Below are 18,451 nucleotides of genomic sequence, written 5' to 3' on the forward strand. Positions count from 1 at the left end.
TTGGACTATATTCCTCAAAAGATTACCTTTTGCGGTATTTTATCGAAAAAAGGAGACGTTACACATGGTAGAGAAAGTTTATCCAATGACTCTAGAAGGTAAAGAAAAATTAGAAAAAGAATTAGAAGAACTAAAAACAGTCAAACGCGGGGAAATCATTGAACGAATCAAAATTGCCCGCGGTTTCGGAGATCTTTCCGAAAACTCTGAATATGAATCAGCGAAAGATGAACAAGCATTTGTTGAAGGAAGAATCACAACAATTGAAAATATGATTCGTTTTGCTCAAATCATCGATAACGACGGTGTAGATGCAGATGAGGTATCAATTGGTAAAACAGTTACATTCATCGAACTACCAGATGGAGAAGAAGAAGAGTACACGATTGTCGGAAGTGCTGAAGCAGATCCGTTTTCTGGCAAAATTTCCAATGATTCTCCTATTGCGCAAGCATTGATTGGCAAACGTAAAAATGATGAAGTAACTATTGCTACTCCAGGTGGCGATATGTTAGTTAAAATCGTCAAAGTAGAACAAGCGTAGTCTGACTGAAAGATCTAGAGAGTTCATCTTACTGATGATACACTCTAGATCTTTTTCTCTTTGTGTATTTTAGATTTCAACAAACGATCTTACATCTAAAGTCCTATAGCCAACAGTTAAAAAAATAGGTATGATGAAATGAGAATGTGTCAGGAGGGAGAAAGAGCGATGAATAGTTCTTGGCGTTTTTTTGTGGTAGTTGAAGCACTACTGCTGTTATTTGCTGTTTGGCAAATCGTAAACAATACTGGACTTTTGCTTTTAGTGATATTCGGTATTTTCAATATATATCTAGCTATGCGCAAACATCCTCGTACTAAATTTCAAAATTTTCAATTGATATTAGGAAGTTTGGTCATTTTTTTTAGCTTAGTCAACAGTCCTGCTTTATGGATGATGGCTGTATTTGCCGTTTTATTTATTGGACTAAAAGGTGTAGAGATTTCAGGGATAGATTTAACCAAAAATGCTTTTTGGCGAAAGAAACAGATCATGATGGTCCAAACAGAGCAATTAAAAACACATAATAATGAGCGGAAAAGACAGCAATTATTCGGTAACCAACGTATTGGAAACGACGTCTATGAATGGGACGATATCAACATCGCCGTCATTTCTGGTGATACTATCATAGATTTGGGCAATACGCTTTTGCCAAAAGATGATAATATTGTGATTGTAAGAAAAGGGATAGGCAGAACACGAATCTTAGTACCTTTGGGCGTAGCCATCCGATTAGAGCATGCGACATTAGTAGGAAATGTCTTGTTTGAAGAAGAGCAATTTTCTTTGAAAAATGAACAAATCAAAATCTACAGCAGTGATTATGATGAAAATCCTCGTAGACTGAAGATTATTACTAATACCTTGATTGGAGATATCGAGGTGATACGAATATGATGGGAAAAATATCCAGAGCGATGCTAGCTGTTTATTCGGGGATTGCGGCTTTCCTTATTATTCTATTTTCACTTTTTACTTATTTTTATGCCAGTAATCAAAGTCATTGGTGGGGAGAATTACTGCGTGCACGTTTATTATATGTTCCGCTTATCTTCCATTTGTTAGCTATTTCCTTAGGTGTAGGATTAATCGTCTTTCTATTATTATCACTTATTCAAAAGACAAAATACGGGAAAATCGAAGAAAAGCTGCGTGCACTCTCTTCTGGCAATTATGAATCCAAATTGTTGCTTCTTCCGATCCCAAGTGCATCGGACGATTTATACATCAAAGATATTGATAAGGAAATCACTAAAATAAAAGAAAAAATGATTGAAGTATCTAGTGAATTACAAATTGTAACGAGCCGTCCCCAATATGTAGATGGACAAACCAAAGAAGAAATTTTAGAATTAGAAAGACATCGATTAGCCCGTGAGCTGCATGATTCAGTTTCGCAACAATTATTTGCAGCAATGATGATGATGTCGGCATTAACGGAGCAAGCAGAAAAAAGCGAGACACCAGAAATGTTCCGCAAGCAGTTGAAAATGGTAGCAGAGATCATCAACGCTTCCCAGTCTGAGATGCGTGCGCTGCTTCTTCATCTGCGTCCAGTCAATTTAGAAGAGAAAAGTTTAAAGCAAGGTATCGAGCAGTTATTGAAGGAATTGCAAAATAAAATCCAGATTTCGCTGAAATGGGATGTAGAAGATGTAAAACTATCTAGTTCCATTGAGGATCACTTGTTCCGAATCGTTCAAGAATTGTTATCAAATACATTAAGACATGCCAAAGCCAATGAATTAGAGGTATATTTGCATAAAATAGACAATAATCTTTTATTGCGTATTATTGACGACGGAACAGGGTTTAATATGAATGAAACGAAAACGGGAAGTTATGGATTGAACAATATCAAAGAACGAGTAGCTGGTATTGGTGGAACAGTAAAAATCATTAGTTTTAAAGGGCAAGGTACAAGTGTAGAAATCAAGGTCCCTTTGATGAAGGAGGCATAGATAAGGATGATAAAAGTTTTATTAATAGATGACCATGAAATGGTGCGCTTAGGCGTCTCTTCTTATTTATCTATTCAAGAAGACATTGAAGTAATTGGAGAAGCTGAAAATGGACGACAAGGCTATGAGAAGGCGATGACACTTCGACCGGACGTCATTTTAATGGACTTAGTCATGGAAGAAATGGATGGTATCGAATCAACAAAAGCAATCTTAAAAGATTGGCCAGAAGCTAAAATCATTATCGTAACCAGTTTTATTGATGACGAAAAAGTTTATCCTGCCATTGAAGCAGGTGCAGCAGGGTATTTGTTGAAGACTTCTACCGCACATGAAATTGCTGATGCTATAAGGGCAACGCAACGCGGCGAGCGAGTATTAGAACCAGAAGTGACAACAAAAATGATGGAAAAAATGAGTCGGCGAAATGAGCCTGTATTACATGAAGAACTAACGAATCGTGAAAATGAAATTTTAATGCTGATTTCTGAAGGGAAAAGTAATCAGGAAATAGCGGACGAATTGTTCATTACACTGAAAACAGTAAAAACACATGTTTCCAATATATTGGCTAAGCTAGAAGTGGAAGACCGTACACAAGCCGCTATCTATGCATTCAAACATGGTTTGGTGAAATAATGATTTTTTGAGGGAAAGATTTAGCTAATCTACCCTCTTTTTTTACATAAAATAAAGGATTCATCCTGTTTTTAATCTCTTTTTCTGTTCACCAACTGTTCATTTTTCTTTTTTTATAGTTTAATAGTAATAGGAGAAATTTTTATCCGAAAAGCGAAAGAACATGGGAGGAAATTATGAAGAAAAAGTGGATAGGACTATTCTTAAGCCTGTTGTTATTGACAGGATCAATTGCGCCAAATGCTTATGCTGTTACTCAAAGCAGCACTTCTGATGAGCTAAAAATGGAACATACAACAGAGACTTCCACACAACCAATGAGTGAGTCGACGCCCCATGAAAGCACAAACGACTCCTTGCCACAGGACTCAGCTAAGGAAGAAGACTCGGGAGAATATTCAGAAAATAATGAAATAACAGAAAAAATAGAAATCAATAAAAGTAATTTTCCTGATAATCATTTTCGAAATTGGTTGTTGGAAATGGTTGATACAGATAAAGATGGTTACTTATCAAATGAATTATTGGAAGTAACACAGTTAAACTTGGAAGGGTTACAGATACAGACACTAGAGGGAGTCAATTTCTTTAAAAATTTAACGAAGATCGAAGTACAAAACAATGAGCTGAAAGAATTAGATGTACACGAATTAAAGAAATTAGCGTATTTAGATGTTTCATCTAACCAACTTTCAAAAATTGATCTTTCCCAAAATAGCGAATTAACGTATTTTAAGGGAGAAAATCAAACGGTTACAAGTATTGCAAACAAAATGGATAATAAATGGGAAATAAATGATGAGACGCTGAAACCAGAGAAAGAACAAACGACTTTAGAAACAGAAAAATGGCAGTATGATGGGAGTCACTTTTATTCAAGCGAACAGACTCCATTAAGCTATATCTATGAAGTAGATTTTTCAGACGACGCAGTATTAGAAGAGGCAGCAGAAAAAACATTGACAGTAAAAGTGATGGTCGAATATATGGAACCAGAACAAAAAGAGGCTGATTCTATCGTACCTGATTCATCATCTATAGTATTGAAGAAAGGAGAAACAAAACAACTTGAGTACACGAGTGTCCCCGATGGAAGTATCATATCGGATCCGTTATGGGAATCTTCTGACCCATCAGTAATAGAAGTAGATGAGAACGGTAAAGTAACAGCAAAAGAAGCTGGGGAAGCTAAGGTAGAGTTGAAGAACGCTGAAAAAGTCCTCGGTGAATTCACGGTCATTGTAGAAGCTGAAAAAAATGAATCTCAGACAAAAGAAACAGCACAAACTTCTGACGAAACCACAGGTCGTTCACCAATTTATAGACGAAGTGCGTTAGCTGCGACTCCTACGATCACCTATCAAACACATGTACAAGATATTGGTTGGCAAACACCAACTGCTAATGGAGAAGTTGCTGGAACAACTGGACAGAAAAAAAGGATAGAGGCTATTAGAATTCAAGTGAACAACAGTTCATTAAATGGTGACATTGAATATAGCAGTCATATTCAAGGACAAGGATGGCAATCATATATTAGAAATGGTGGTAACTCTGGTACAACGGGAAATTCACTTCGTATGGAAGCTATACGTATTCGTTTAACAGGTCAGTTAAGTCAATATTATGATGTTTATTATCGTGTTCATTCAGCAAATTTTGGCTGGTTAGGATGGACAAAAAATGGTGGTGAGGCAGGTAGTACTGATTTTTCTTATGCCATGGAAGCAATTCAAATACAATTAATGGGTAAAAATATGGATGGTCCAGTAATTAGCACAGCTTATTATGATAAAAATACCTTAGATTTGCCAAATGTAAATTATCAAACACATAGTCAATCCATTGGATGGCAGTCCTATCAAACAAATGGTGCAACAGCAGGTACTGTTGGCCAAGGTTTAAGAATAGAAGCAATAAGAATAAGCATCTCTGGTAATAAGATACCTGGTTCTATTGAGTATAATAGTCATATTCAAAGTGTTGGATGGCAGGGGTATGTTAAGAGCGGTGAAATATCAGGAACTACTAATCAGAAGCTAAGAACAGAGGTTATACGTATTCGCTTAACAGGAGAACTAAGTAGGTTTTATGATATTTATTATCGCGTTCATTCTGCTTATTTTGGTTGGTTAGGGTGGACCAAAAATGGCGAAGAGGCAGGTAGTTCAGGATTTGGTTTTGCGATGGAAGCAATGCAAGTTAAGTTAGTACCTAAAGGACAAACAGCTCCTCCAATTGGTATTGCCTATTATGATCAAGGAAAAATTACAATTCCGACTTTAAATTATCAAACACACAATCAATCAATTGGCTGGCAAAATAGCCAAACGAATGGATTAACCGCAGGTACAGTTGGCAAAGGACTTAGAATGGAAGCAATTCGTTTAAATATTTCGAATACATCATTTTCAGGAAATATAGAATATAGTAGCCATGTTCGTTCAATTGGCTGGCAAAATTACGTTAGTAACAACAATATTTCGGGAACAACAAATCAAAAATTGAGAATGGAAGCAATCCAAGTCGTAATTGTCAAAAAAGGTGCAGCAGCCCCTGGACCAACGACGAATCCTTATCAGACATCTATTAATCATCTATTTGTGATGGGACATGGAGTCAATGATCCTGGAGCTTCTTATAATGGTGTCAATGAGCGTGATTTTACTAGAGGAGAATTGATGCCTCATTTACAAAGATGGGCTGCTCGTTTAACGAGGAATCGGATCACTTTTTATAATACAGTTGCAGATATGTATCAAGATTCTCAACGTATGCAAGGTGCATATACGATTAGCAGTTCATTTTCTTCTGTATCAGAATTTCATTTAGACAGTGGCGTCATTGGGGTTAGCACGGGCGGTCATGTAATCGCTCATCGTAATGGGAACTCATTGACTGCACAAAATTATGCAATCGCCAATGTCATACGAAATTATGTAGGTCTTTGGGGATCGGTACAAAACACAGGAGGGATCAATCTGCGAGCCGACTTACTAAACATGAATGTATTGCAATCAAGAGGGATACCTTACCGTTTAGCTGAGTCAGGCTTCATAACGAATACAAATGATGTAGCAAATATCCGAAATAATATCGACATGATTGCCAAAGGAATTGTAGAGAGTGTGACTGGCGAAAAATTATAGTGAAACAAACTATACAAGAAAGATAGTGGGGAAAGTTTGGGACTGTGACAAAAGTCGTGTCGCAGTCCCTTTTTCCGAATAAACGGTATTCAAGAGACTGCTATCGGTAATAAGGCGCGATTTTGTCGTCGCTCAAGGTTGAACGTCTCTTTTACAACCTCTTTTTCCGCAAAAGAATGCTTGCTTTTGTTTTTGTAAAGGCTTTGTTATACTGAGAAAAGAAGATACTAAAGGAGGAAAACGGTGAAACAAAATTTTGCAATTGTAGGTCTTGGACGATTTGGCGGAAGTATCTGCCGAACACTGATCGAAGCTGGTCAAGAAGTACTGGCTATTGATAGTAATGAAGATCGGGTCAATGAATATATGAATATAGCCACTCATGCTGTTGTGGCAAATGCACAGGATGAAATGACACTTCGATCATTAGGCATAAGAAATTTCGATCATGTAATTGTCGCTATTGGAGAAGATATTCAAGCCAGTATCTTAGTTACTCTGATGGTAAAGGAAATGGGCGTACCAAATATTTTAGCAAAAGCCCAAAATGAGTATCATGCCAGAGTACTTGAAAAGATCGGAGCTGATCGCGTCGTCCATCCCGAGCGAGACATGGGAATACGGATTGCGCATAATTTAGTATCAAAGAATATTTTAGATTACCTAGAGTTATCAGATAAATATTCTTTAGCAGAAATCCGAGTATCCAATCCTAGATTTTTCAATAAAACATTATCTGAATTAAATTTTAGACAACGTTTTGACTTAACAGTAGTTGCAATTCGCAGAGTAGATCAAACGGTGATCGCTTCACCTGCAGCAGATGAATACGTTCGTGAAAACGATAATCTGCTAGTGATTGGTGAGACAGGCGATGTGGATATTTTAGACGATAAGATGAATCAATAGAAAGCAGGTTGTTAGGATGGAATTAACAGTAACGCCAAAAGCACAAAAATGGTTTGAATCAGAAATCGATCTGCCAGAAACTTACGGAATACGTTTTTTTGGAAAAGTCTACGGCAAAACAGAAGTTCATGATGGTTTTTCGATTGGGATGTCAGTGGAACAGCCTGAACATCCTGTCAAGAAAGTGGAAATAGATGGGACACTGTTTTTTATTGAGGATGCAGATGAATGGTTTTTTAAAGGATATGATTTACTTGTAGATTATGATCCAAAACTAGAAGAACCAACCTATCACTTTAAAAAACAATAGAAGCAAGAGGGTGTGACAAGTTGTCACACCCTCTTGCTTAAAATAGGCTGATTCAGCTATCAATATCCTGCAGACAATTTGACTTGATTGGTTTGAAGGTCATGAGTAGCAAGGTAGCTTTTTAGATTAGTTAAAAAAATAGACATTAATTTCTTTTGAAAATCAGGTGTCAAACCTGCAATATGGGACGTGATCAGTACATTGTCCATTTTCCAAAGAGGATGATTTTGTGGTAGAGGCTCCTCCTCAAAAACGTCTAATGCTGCAAAGGAAAGTTGCTGCTTGTTTAATGCTTGTATCAAATCTTGCGTTTTAACAGAAGCGCCACGACCGACATTGATAAATACAGCTTTTGAATCAAAGTGTTCAAATATGTGTTGATCAAAGAGTCCAGTTGTTTCCTCCGTTAGAGGTAAGATATTGACGACGAAATCTACTTCAGGAAGAACTTCCTGAAGTTGCTTTAAAGAAAAAGTTTTTTCCATTCCTTCTGCTGGATGACCGGATGTATTGATTCCATAGCAAATCATATCCAATGCTTTGACTTTCTTTGCAATCATTTTTCCAATATGGCCAGTTCCAATGATTAATATTTTTTTCCCTTGGATAGGTTGGTAATGGATTGAGGAACCTAACCATTTCATTTCACTCTGTGCCCTTTGTGCTTGGAAAAGACCGCGAGAATAACCTAGAATGATTCCTAATACGTGCTCGGTGATCGATTCACTGTGGATACCACTTCCATTTGAAAGTAAGATATGTTTTTTTGAAAATGCTTCAAGTGGGAGTTGATCAACTCCCGCTGAGATAGACTGTACCCATTTCAAGTTAGAAGAGGCTAATAGTTTTTCTTGATAGTTTGAGTTCCAACCCAAACTGATTTCTACATTTGGTAGATCTTCTGGTTGTAATTCTGTCTTGAAGACATAACTAGGCGCTATAGTATGGATTTCTTCGATAAATTCGTCACGAAATGGACGATCTGCGTAAATGATTCTTTCTGACATAGTTAATTACCCGCCTTTCTTTACTTTAAGTGTAGCGCATATAAGAAGAACTTTGAAGTGCCATGCTTTTTTAGAAATTAATATTGTATAAATAAAAAAGAGTTGTGACAAAAGATGTGTCACAACTCTTTTTCCGAATAAACGGTGTTCCAGAAGTAGCTTCTGCCACAACCTCTAAAAGAGTTTATTGAAGTTGAAATAATAAGTTGTCTGTATTTCTAACTGATCGATATTTTTGACCATCCTTTGACAGCTTGAGCAAAAATAAAGATACCTGCAAAAGCAATAAATGCACTAGTGTCAAAAGAAGGGAGAAAGATCATCAAGAGTGTTGCAATGATAGTCGGTAACGAGATTGAATAAATCAATGTCTTCAAGCAATCAAGGAAAGTAGCTTTTGTTAGTCGAAAGCGTGCATAGAGAAAAGCAGCGACATTGGCAAATAGTAAAGTGATCAGCAGATTCAAGAAACTAGGATAAATCGAAAATAGAAAGGTCAGGGCTTTTACCCAAATCGGTATAGATGCTTCACTTAAGAAGGATCGAAGCTGCTTACCTGTTAAATTTTTTAAAGATTCATTGGTGTAGGGAAGTTCTAACTGATTATTATTCAATAAAGCAGAGGTAGTGACTGTATTGGGAAGAGCAATGATAAGTTTGTCTTTTAACATCCCGACACTAACGAAATTTCCCATCAAATCAGTAGAGATGTCTTGTTCTGTACGTTTTCCCTCTGGATCAAATGTAAAGATAATGGAGTTTGTTTGGTAAATGAAACCTTCTTTTTCTTTTGTTTGAAGCTGTCCGCTTTGGACTGTAAAATCAGGAATGCGGGTAGCAATCTTTTGTCCATCCAATTGAATGTTATTTAAGACTTGAAAAACTTGGAAAGAGATTGGCAGAGCCATAATTACACTCAAAACCAGAAGATAGACAATAGCTTTCCAAAATGGAACGTTTCTCGCCTCCTTAAGGTCTTTGAATCGTATAAAGGAACTGATAATTAATTGTTTTGTTGTCATAAGTACTCCTCATCTAGTAGTGTCATCACTTGCAATTCTAGCGAAGTATCAAGTGAAATACAAGTGCTTTAAGGAAACATCTGAATGATTGGTGAAATATCAAAAAAATGTTATTCTTGATTTAAGATTAACCAATACAAATAAAATGGAGGAACGAATCGTGCATACACAGCCACAGAGATCATCAAAAAAGCTATTTGGGGTAGTGGTGCTGAATGCGGTGATCACTTTATCAGAATTTATTGGAGGGATTGCGTCGGGAAGTTTATCTCTTGTTTCAGATGCTTTTCATAACCTTAGTGATACATTAGCAATCATTTTTTCTTATGGAGCACAAAAAATGGCCCAAAAAGAAGCAAATGAAAAGCATACGTATGGCTACCAACGTTTAGAAATATTGAGTGCGTTCATCAACTCATTCATACTGATCATATTATCCTTGTTTTTAGCTGCTGAAGCATTCAAACGGTTCAATTCCCCTGAAAAGATAAATAGTCATTTGATGCTGATAGTAGCAGTTATCGGATTGCTCGCGAATTTGTTTTCGACGTTATTGTTGAGACAAGAAGCAGACGAAAGTTTGAATATAAAATCTAGTTATCTGCATTTGTTAAGCGATACACTGTCCTCGATAAGTGTGATTATCGGAGCAGTTTTGATTCGATTTTTCGGTATCTATTGGATTGATCCAGTTATTACATTGATCATTTCGATATATATATTGTTAGAAGCAATAATAGTGATTAAAAAAGCTGCGGCTATTTTGATACAAAGTGCACCTACAATCGACTATGAAAAAATGGAGCAAGAAATCAAAGCAATCGAAGGGGTAAAAGATGTTCATCATGTCCATATTTGGCAGTATAGCGAAAAGATTATTATTTTCGACGGACATATTGATTTTGAAGATCAGCTGCTAAGCGAGATTGAAAAGGCTTATCCGCGTATAACTTCTTTATTAAAATTAAAGTATGGGATTACACATGTAACGATCCAAGCAGAGACACATGTAAAAGACCAAAAAAATTAATTTTTTTAAATAAAGATGAAAGTTACTGAAAAATAGAGTATGATAAATAAGAATTTCTAATAAGGTAGGTTGGCTCATGAAGCAGTATCGACAAATAAAAGGATATTTAGAAGCAAAGGGATATTGGGAGATACTGGTTTATCTCTTTTTTGGTGGTTTGGCTACGATTGTGAACTTTGTTAGTTTTGCCCTCGCACGCCAATATTTTGATTTAAGTATGGCTCTGTCCAATTCTATTTCATGGTTTTGTTCTGTATTGTTTGCTTTTGTGACGAACAAACTTTGGGTATTCCATTCAAAATCACCGAATTTTACACATGCACTTATTGAATGTGGTAAGTTCTTCTTTTACCGCATCCTTTCTTACGGGTTGGACATGGGAGCAATGGTATTATTAATCAATGTCATGAACAGCAATGAATATGTGGCAAAAATTATCACTCAAATTATTGTTATCCTAGCTAATTACATTTTCAGCAAGTTGTTCATTTTCAAAGAAACTGAGGTTTTTGAAGAAGAAGTAGGCCAAGGAGAAAAAGACGACTAGGCATAACTATTGAAGAATTTCCTTCTCTTTGTTATTCTTTGTAATGTAGACATTATAAAGAAAACATTGAGGAGGAATTTTTATGACTTACACATTACCAGATTTACCTTATGCATATGACGCATTGGAACCTTATATTGATGAAGAAACGATGCACCTGCATCATGACAAGCATCACAATACTTACGTAACGAATTTAAATGCAGCAATCGAAAAATATCCAGAATTAGGCGAAAAAACAATAGAAGAATTATTATCTGATATGGATGCTGTTCCAACAGATATCAAAACAGCTGTACGCAACAATGGTGGTGGACATGCTAACCATTCATTTTTCTGGGAAATCATGGCACCGAATGCGGGTGGTGAACCTACTGGGGCAATAAAAGAAGCAATTAATGAAGCTTTTGGCGATTTTTCTTCTTTTAAAGAAGAATTCAAAAAAGCAGCAGCTGGACGTTTTGGTTCTGGTTGGGCTTGGCTTGTACTGGAAAATGGGAAATTAGCTATTACCTCTACTGCAAATCAAGATTCTCCATTGATGGAAGGTAAGACACCAATTCTAGGTTTAGATGTTTGGGAACATGCTTACTATTTGAAATATAAAAATGTACGTCCAGACTACATTGCAGCATTTTGGAATGTTATTAATTGGGACGAAGTAAACAAACGTTTCGAAGCAGCAAAATAACTATTTTCTCCATCATATCAGTCTTAAAAATAATTTGGAAAATAAACGAGCGAAAGCTTGCGAGCGTTTTCTAAATTGGGTATAATGTTCTTGCAAGGTTACTTGCAAGAACTTTTTTGGAGGCTATACATTTATGGAACACGGAACAGTTAAATGGTTCAACAATGAAAAAGGATTTGGGTTTATTACAGTAGATGGCGGAGATGACGTATTTGTTCATTTCTCAGCAATTCAAGGAGACGGCTTCAAGAGCCTAGAAGAAGGCCAAGAAGTAGAATTTACGATTGTTGAAGGTGCGCGCGGTCCTCAAGCTGCTGAAGTGACTAAATTATAATAATTTGTTGGATAAAGACACGACTTCTTAGGGAGTCGTGTCTTTTTGTCTATTCAAGAAGTTTTTTGATTTCTTGACTAAGTAAATAGATTTGTTCACTAGACATTTCATAACTAATTGTCAAGCAAGGTACATCTTCTTCATAAGTAACGGTTTTTAAAGAAGTATCAGTTGTTCGGATGATCAATTCCGGCTTAAATAAAAGGTCGTTAGTAAACACAACATTTAAATACATACTCAGCTGTTCTTGAAGAATTTCCATATATGCTAACTCCAAACCAATCGGAAGGTCACTCTCAAATTTGATTTTGATTTCTTTATTAAAGTAAGTAGGAGAAATGATCAACATGAACGCTTCTGCTAAATTCCAAGAATGCAACCAATCAAGTTCCTCAGATTCGTTTTTAAATTGTTCCGTCAATCGGTTGATTTCTCGGTGGAATGCCGGATAACTCATCTCGATAAAAGAGGTAATTTCATGTTTGACGATCGAAAATTGAGGAAATAGCAATCCATGCATCCCATTTGCGAGCAGTGTGCTGTTCAACAGCGACTTTTTTGAATGGATTTGGGCAGACTTGAATCGATTGGAGTGAATATAAGAATAAAAACTAGTCTGCAGTTGTTTTACAGGAGTCGCAATTTTTGTATGGATACGCAAAGCAGTTTGCAGATAGTCCTCTTTCAAATAAAAAGCAGCCCGAGATTGCATCTAAAGAAACAAGAACATGCTATCTGTCAGACTGAAACGCATACGTTTATAATTCGTTGTTAACTCTTCAGCCATTTTTTCAAAGCCATTCCAAAGGTCGAGTGAAAAATTAGGTAACTCTTTTGCTGGAATAACGTGTCCTTGTTGAGAACGAAGATAAGTAACAGCTAGTATAAAGGACCATTCGATCATTTTTATCTTATTTGGTTTTTGATGAACGATAGCAAAAGAATCCTCCACTTCTGAAAATAATTGATGAAACTCTATTGAAGCAAAAGGCCATTCAACACTGCGATAGGATGGCCATAGTATCAAATAAATCAAATAACGAATTTGCATCTCACTTCCTTTGAAATACATCTCGCCTTTTTTTGTTTTGATCTGCAGTTGATATTTTTTTAGTATCTGATTGATGCGAGTAATGTGCCGCCGAAGGATGGATTCACTGATATTATTATCTTCAGAGAATTCCGCAATCGTTACTTTCGAGTCAAGGCATAAATTTTTCAATAGATGAAAAATAGGCGAGCGCTTCAAAATGGAAAGAATCAATTCTTGAAAATCCGAATTGGTACCTAAAAATAAATAATTACGTCCTTCCTTTCTGAACTGATCGCTAATGGAGAGGGTGCGTACTTGTTCACAATAATTTTGTACAGAACGTTTGTCACAAGCAGTGAATTCAGCTAATTGTTCGATAGACCAAATTTTATTGGAATGATAGATGGTATCAAGAATAGTAATCTGTAAACGTGTGGTCTTTTCCAATAATGAATAAAAATCCATGAATTTTAGTTCCTCCAATCAATAATTAGTACTTAAGTTATCTTGATATTAAAAAATAATGTTATTTTTAACAAAAAATGTATGCAGAAAAAACAATTTATAATAAAAAAAGTTTGTTATATGAAAAGCTATACCTTTAGTTTGATAAACGAAATATTGATTTCTGTGTTATTTTATTTATTTTTGAATAAATTTACTTCAAAAAAGATAAAAATATTTTTTATTCTTTTATACTTAATTTCATTATAATTCATCTCATAAAAAAAGCATAATTTTATACTAAAAATAGAAAATCGATTATTTTGTACTTTATTTTCGTGAAAACCGGATAGTTATTTAAAAAAAGATTAAAACTTAATAATAGATTTATCATTGAGATGTTGTTAAACTTCCTCTGACTTAAGTTGAAAACAAAATCTGCACAAAAAGATATCTTTTTGATTAAAAAATGATAGCTAAGGGGTGTTGTAATCTTTTCTTTTTTATAACGATCAAAAATTTGGGGATGAACGATAGAAGGGTGACAGGAGGAAAAAATGAAAAAGGATTATAAAAAAAGTATGAACCAGAAGGCACGGGCAAAAAGTAGATCGAAAAAAATCTTGCTTGCCGGTACATCCATTGCAGCTGGTGTGATGTTAGGGATCACACCAATCTCAATGGCTACGCCATTATTTACTATTGGTTCTCAACAAGTACATGCAGATGTAATCAGTGGGCAACTGTTTAACAATTTAAGTACAACGAATACTAGTGGGACTACAGCTGCTGCCCCATTTCTTCTTCAGGGGGCGAGTCGGGATGTTGATTTTGTTATATCAGCGAATAGTGGTATTGATGTTAGCGTGATTAATGGAACGCGTCGTGCTGTCTTAGCTATTCCAGAAGAAATGCAAGGATTGGTCACTCCGAATGGAACTGGTACTTTCTACACAGATATTTTGCTTCCAGTAAATAGTTTAGCACCTCTATTAAATATTGTAGATGGAGCGGTGACTACTTTGGTAGGAGCAGTAGAAGATTTGATTAATTTGAATCCTTTAGCTACAGTGAACCTTTCGGAAGTTTATGAACAACTTGCTTTATTGAATAATCTAAGTACACTGACTTCTGCTGAAGTAGAATTGCAGCTTCAAATGCAAGGGGATGAATACATCTACGGAGAGCTAGACGGTGCCTTGGAAACCGTGATACGAGAAAATTTAAGTAATATATTGAACGGAATCAATAATGCAGTTCAAGCAATCGAGGCAACTTCAATTGGAGGGCTTCTTGGAGATGCAGCGGCCGGAACAATCAATACTGCTTTAGCAGTTACAGTCAAGCCAGCGTTCAATCTTACGTTTAATACCGCTTTGGCATTGGTGAATGTCGGTTCTTCTTTCCTTGGTAATCTTGCTGATGCAAGTATTTTGGGTGAAACGACTGTTACTATACCGACAACGATCCAAGATCCTACTTATGCAGACTTAACAAATGCAGGTGTCGACATGACTGTTCCTTATGAAGCAGGATTTATCGGTACCATTCTTAAATCAGACATTCTATCGATCTCTATTGCTTCGAATGTTGATGGCTATTCTCCAGTGTTTTATGCAGCTGAAGAAGTCACTGCTCCTTATAACGTAGAAGTTACAGGTAATTCTACTGATGGTTATGAGGTGACTGGGATGGCAGATCCCAATGCCACAGTTCGTATTTATGATGACGAAGGAAATATGATTGCAGAGGGACAAGCAGATGAAAATGGTAATTTTGCTATTCCAGTCTCGGCAGAAGATGTTGTGCCCTTAGAACAGATCCAATTGATTGCTTATGATGAAAATGGTGTAGCAAGTGCGCCAACAGCAGCAATTATTCCAGATGATGATGAAGGAGATGCTGACGCGGATGCTGATGCTGATGCCGACGCGGATGCCGATGCCGACGCGGATGCCGATGCTGACGCTGATGCGGATGCTGATGCTGACGCGGATGCCGATGCTGACGCGGATGCCGACGCGGATGCCGATGCTGACGCTGATGCGGATGCTGATGCTGACGCCGACGCGGATGCCGATGCCGATGCCGACGCTGACGCTGACGCGGATGCCGACGCTGACGCAGATGCCGATGCCGATGCTGATGCGGATGCGGACGCGGATGCGGACGCCGATGCTGATGCCGACGCGGATGCTGACGCGGATGCCGATGCCGATGCCGATGCTGACGCGGATGCTGATGCGGACGCTGATGCTGATGCCGATGCGGATGCCGATGCCGATGCCGATGCTGATGCTGACGCGGATGCCGATGCCGATGCCGATGCTGATGCGGACGCTGATGCGGATGCCGATGCTGACGCAGATGCCGATGCTGACGCGGATGCTGACGCGGATGCGGATGCTGACGCTGACGCGGATGCTGATGCGGATGCTGACGCGGATGCGGATGCTGACGCGGATGCAGATGCAGATGCTGACGCGGATGCAGATGCTGACGCCGACGCTGACGCCGATGCTGATGCTGACGCCGATGCTGACGCTGATGTTAATCATCCAATGGGAGACATACATTCTCATGATCGAGATCCAGGCCAGATGCCAATAAGACATGGTCATTCAAATACACCAAAACCAAGTACTACAGGTGGTTCTACACCGAAATCCTTGCCAAAAACTGCTGAGACACTTCATAGTTCACTTTCTTGGTTAGGAGCAGCTCTGTCTACACTATCTGGTTTAGGAATTTGGAAAATCAAAAAAAATAAAAAAACAGATAACAATGAATAATTAAGAAAGAAGCCGTTGCGGCAAGCAGTTCCGTATCTATGATTTTTTGATAAAAACGGATGTTCAGATTTTGTTTGCCGCAACTTCTTTTTAATATGAGGTGATTGAGTGCTAGTTAAGACAAAAGAAAGCTATTTGCCAGCAATCAAAGAAATGATAGAAACAATTGAAACAAATGTATCAAAACAATTGTTGATCGTCTCTACAGGAGATTTTACGAATAGAGGAAAGATCTTTGAATTCTACGGCAGTAATTTTGATATGATTTGGCGGAATTTTTTGACAGCTTACCATGTCAATAAGCTGGATCAGACGACTTATTTAAGAATTGATATTGCTATTGAAGAAGAAAAAACCAACTATGAACAGTTTATACAGCGCTTAAAAAAAATCAGAAGAAATAATTACATTGATTTCAATGTGAGAATCGATGGGTTGAGAAAAAGAAGTTTTTTAAAAGAAGAACTGGTAGCAAATGCGATCATCAAACCTAGTAAAACACATAAAGTTGGGAAGAATCTTCCTGATTTAAGAATCGACGCTCAAAATTACCGCAGTTATGTGAAACGCAAGTATGGTCGTGAAGAGACAGATCTCAGCTACTTGGAGCGTTCTGCGTTCTATTATTTTAAAACAAAATCTTTTTATTTTGAAGACGGTCATATTTATCCTTTGAAAGATTACGGTAATGGAAATTACTTACGGGAAGTTTCATATGAAAATTTATCAGAAATAACAGATTTAGTGATCGAAAAAGGAAGTATGTATCTACAAAACCAGCTAACTGCTACAGGGAAATTTATTTACGGATATTATCCTTGTTATAATCAACTGCTTAAAGGTTACAATTCCGTGAGACACTTTTCGTCTTTATATGCGTTAGCCGAAGCAGCAGAATACTTTTCAGATGAAAAAATGCTCTTAGATGTTGAAAAAGGTTTATCTTGGGGGATTGAAAATCTGACTTCGGAGACTGACGGTTATTTTTTAATCAAGGATTATTTAAACACAGAGATTGAATATAAGCTAGGAGCACAGGCTACAGCAATCTTAGCTTTTTCAAAATACATCCAACAAACAGGTGATGAACAATACGTTCCAATCCTAAATCGTCTGATAGAAACTGTTTCCGCTAAATTTTTAACAAATGAGCATCGAACGATTCATGTACTTAATGCACAACTAGAAACGAAAGAAAAATTTCGGATCATTTATTATGATGGTGAAATTTTATTCTCTTTGCTTCGAGCATATGAGATTTTAGGCAATAAAGAAGTTTTTGCTATATGTCAAGGTTTGATGGACCAGTTCGTAGCGAACGACTATCAAAAGTATCATGATCATTGGTTAAGTTATGCGACCAATGAAATGCTGAAACATAGCCAGACAGAAGAATATTATCGCTTCGGTATAAAAAATGCGTTAGATAATATCGACTTTATTGATAAAAGAGATACTGCTTATCCTACGATGCTGGAATTGCTTGTCGCTGCTTCAAAAATGATGAGAAAATTGGAGTTCAGCACGTGGAGAAAAACGATTTTTGCTGAAGAAACTGACTTCTATAAGGTAAAAGAAAGAATAAATACAGTAATGAAAAAAAGGGTGAGACATGAGATTACTACTGGGGTCATGTTCCCTGAATTTGCTCAATTCTTCAAAGAACCAGAAACAATAAAATATGGCTTTTTTGCACGTCATGATCGTTTTCGTATGAGGATCGATGATGCAGAGCACTTTTTATCAGGATTGATTAACTATCGAATGTATGATCAAAAGAAGGAGTGAGAAGAATGGTTGGATTCATTCGCTTTGCTGCATTAGCTGCATTTGGTGTTTTCTATTTAGGTCTTAAAATACGTCGGAAAAATGATCATAAAAATAATCTGAAAGAATCAGATTTAAGTCAATATAAGAAAAATGAAGATGGGTTGTATCCTTGGGAAGTGGATCAAGATGATTCTCCGAAAAGGATCGAACCGAATGCCTCCAGATATGTAAACCAAGCAAGGCCAAGAAGAGGCAGGTGGTAAACC

General features: G+C 37.0%; 17 protein-coding genes and 1 pseudogene. 14 read left to right on the forward strand and 4 right to left on the reverse strand.

The window, feature by feature from the left end:
- Nucleotides 1–64: 64 nt before the first annotated feature.
- The 7 genes from greA (at nt 65) to KFO35_RS09885 (ending at nt 7,515) form a co-directional block, all read left to right on the forward strand.
- Nucleotides 65–544 carry a transcription elongation factor GreA gene (gene greA, locus KFO35_RS09855; protein ID WP_002289156.1) on the forward strand — a complete coding sequence of 160 codons (480 nt, stop codon included), beginning with the start codon at nt 65–67 and terminating at the stop codon, nt 542–544.
- Nucleotides 545–712: 168 nt separating this feature from the next.
- A complete protein-coding gene (gene liaF, locus KFO35_RS09860; RefSeq protein WP_002315319.1) occupies nt 713–1,444 on the forward strand; it encodes a cell wall-active antibiotics response protein LiaF in 732 nt (243 codons plus the stop codon).
- Nucleotides 1,441–2,508 (forward strand): two-component system sensor histidine kinase LiaS, encoded by a 1,068-nt coding sequence (liaS, locus tag KFO35_RS09865; RefSeq protein WP_002289154.1) that lies wholly within the window; start codon nt 1,441–1,443, stop codon nt 2,506–2,508. Before liaF ends, liaS begins: the two co-directional genes overlap by 4 nt.
- 6 nt (nt 2,509–2,514) lie before the next feature.
- Nucleotides 2,515–3,147 (forward strand): response regulator transcription factor, encoded by a 633-nt coding sequence (locus KFO35_RS09870; RefSeq protein ID WP_002315318.1) that lies wholly within the window; start codon nt 2,515–2,517, stop codon nt 3,145–3,147.
- A 176-nt stretch (nt 3,148–3,323) separates the two neighbouring features.
- Complete coding sequence (locus tag KFO35_RS09875; protein WP_156272139.1) at nt 3,324–6,296, forward strand: N-acetylmuramoyl-L-alanine amidase; 2,973 nt, start codon at nt 3,324–3,326, stop codon at nt 6,294–6,296.
- Between the two features lie 243 nt (nt 6,297–6,539).
- A complete protein-coding gene (locus KFO35_RS09880) occupies nt 6,540–7,205 on the forward strand; it encodes a potassium channel family protein (RefSeq protein ID WP_002315315.1) in 666 nt (221 codons plus the stop codon).
- A 16-nt stretch (nt 7,206–7,221) separates the two neighbouring features.
- Nucleotides 7,222–7,515, forward strand: coding sequence for a HesB/YadR/YfhF family protein (locus KFO35_RS09885; protein WP_002292868.1), 294 nt, complete (start codon nt 7,222–7,224; stop codon nt 7,513–7,515).
- A gap of 59 nt (nt 7,516–7,574) precedes the next feature.
- On the opposite strand, the gene KFO35_RS09890 is transcribed toward KFO35_RS09885, so the two are convergent.
- Both KFO35_RS09890 and KFO35_RS09895 read right to left on the reverse strand, forming a co-directional pair.
- The gene (locus KFO35_RS09890) at nt 7,575–8,522 is read right to left on the reverse strand and encodes a phosphoglycerate dehydrogenase (protein ID WP_156272141.1); all 948 of its coding nucleotides are present in this window, start codon (nt 8,520–8,522) and stop codon (nt 7,575–7,577) included.
- Nucleotides 8,523–8,740: 218 nt separating this feature from the next.
- Nucleotides 8,741–9,544: a DUF1189 domain-containing protein gene (locus KFO35_RS09895; RefSeq protein ID WP_002315313.1), complete on the reverse strand. Its 804-nt coding sequence runs from the start codon at nt 9,542–9,544 to the stop codon at nt 8,741–8,743.
- A 145-nt stretch (nt 9,545–9,689) separates the two neighbouring features.
- Between KFO35_RS09895 and KFO35_RS09900 the strand changes: the two are divergent.
- From KFO35_RS09900 to KFO35_RS09915, 4 genes and pseudogenes are all read left to right on the forward strand, one after another.
- Nucleotides 9,690–10,603, forward strand: a pseudogene (locus KFO35_RS09900) (cation diffusion facilitator family transporter).
- A gap of 47 nt (nt 10,604–10,650) precedes the next feature.
- Nucleotides 10,651–11,121 (forward strand): GtrA family protein, encoded by a 471-nt coding sequence (locus tag KFO35_RS09905; protein ID WP_002310319.1) that lies wholly within the window; start codon nt 10,651–10,653, stop codon nt 11,119–11,121.
- 82 nt (nt 11,122–11,203) lie between these two features.
- Nucleotides 11,204–11,812, forward strand: a complete 609-nt coding sequence (locus tag KFO35_RS09910; RefSeq protein WP_002315311.1) for a superoxide dismutase — start codon at nt 11,204–11,206, stop codon at nt 11,810–11,812.
- A 133-nt stretch (nt 11,813–11,945) separates the two neighbouring features.
- A complete protein-coding gene (locus KFO35_RS09915; protein WP_002292860.1) occupies nt 11,946–12,146 on the forward strand; it encodes a cold-shock protein in 201 nt (66 codons plus the stop codon).
- Between the two features lie 49 nt (nt 12,147–12,195).
- On the opposite strand, the gene KFO35_RS09920 is transcribed toward KFO35_RS09915, so the two are convergent.
- On the reverse strand, nt 12,196–12,834 hold the full coding sequence (locus KFO35_RS09920) for a hypothetical protein (RefSeq protein WP_227140487.1): 639 nt from the start codon (nt 12,832–12,834) through the stop codon (nt 12,196–12,198).
- Nucleotides 12,835–12,858: 24 nt separating this feature from the next.
- Nucleotides 12,859–13,644 carry an AcpB/EbpR/MafR family transcriptional regulator gene (locus KFO35_RS09925; RefSeq protein WP_002315310.1) on the reverse strand — a complete coding sequence of 262 codons (786 nt, stop codon included), beginning with the start codon at nt 13,642–13,644 and terminating at the stop codon, nt 12,859–12,861.
- A 536-nt stretch (nt 13,645–14,180) separates the two neighbouring features.
- Here KFO35_RS09925 and KFO35_RS09930 point away from each other — a divergent pair.
- The 3 genes from KFO35_RS09930 to KFO35_RS09940 all read left to right on the forward strand — a co-directional run bounded on the left by KFO35_RS09930 (nt 14,181) and on the right by KFO35_RS09940 (nt 18,448).
- Nucleotides 14,181–16,415: an adhesive domain-containing protein gene (locus KFO35_RS09930; protein ID WP_156272143.1), complete on the forward strand. Its 2,235-nt coding sequence runs from the start codon at nt 14,181–14,183 to the stop codon at nt 16,413–16,415.
- Between the two features lie 108 nt (nt 16,416–16,523).
- Complete coding sequence (locus tag KFO35_RS09935; RefSeq protein WP_024635872.1) at nt 16,524–18,203, forward strand: hypothetical protein; 1,680 nt, start codon at nt 16,524–16,526, stop codon at nt 18,201–18,203.
- Between the two features lie 5 nt (nt 18,204–18,208).
- The gene (locus KFO35_RS09940) at nt 18,209–18,448 is read left to right on the forward strand and encodes a hypothetical protein (protein ID WP_024635873.1); all 240 of its coding nucleotides are present in this window, start codon (nt 18,209–18,211) and stop codon (nt 18,446–18,448) included.
- Nucleotides 18,449–18,451 lie beyond the last annotated feature (3 nt).

This window comes from Enterococcus lactis, from assembly GCF_015751045.1.
Classification (GTDB): Bacteria; Bacillota; Bacilli; order Lactobacillales; family Enterococcaceae; genus Enterococcus_B; species Enterococcus_B lactis.